The organism is Micromonospora sp. DT178 (assembly GCF_049841695.1).
GTDB lineage: Bacteria > Actinomycetota > Actinomycetes > Mycobacteriales > Micromonosporaceae > Micromonospora.
The window spans coordinates 1-261 of record NZ_JBNCKV010000089.1 but is presented as its reverse complement, the minus strand read 5'-3'; the positions used below and the strand labels follow the sequence as shown (position 1 = coordinate 261).

1 protein-coding gene is annotated in these 261 nt (G+C 68.6%); it reads right to left on the bottom strand.

Annotated features, from left to right (window positions below; translation table 11 throughout):
* On the bottom strand, positions 1-261 hold a 261-nt coding region (locus ACLQ22_RS32085; RefSeq protein ID WP_425695618.1), incomplete at both ends, for a phosphopantetheine-binding protein.

Sequence of the window (261 nt, the reverse complement as noted above, 5' to 3'; positions counted from 1 at the left end):
CCCACCCGGATACCGACACCCCATCCCCACAATCGCCACCGGCTCATCGACACCCGCACCGACCGCCACCGGCGCGACGGCCACGGCAGCGTTCTTGCCAAGCAGCAGGTCCGTCAGATGGTCGGTCAACACCTCCGCACTGGGGTAGTCGAAGACCAGCGTGGCCGGCAGCGACAGTCCGGTCGCGGTGGCCAGCCGGTTACGTAGTTCCACCGCGGTCAGCGAGTCGAAGCCGAGCTCGCGGAACGCTCGATCGGGTGC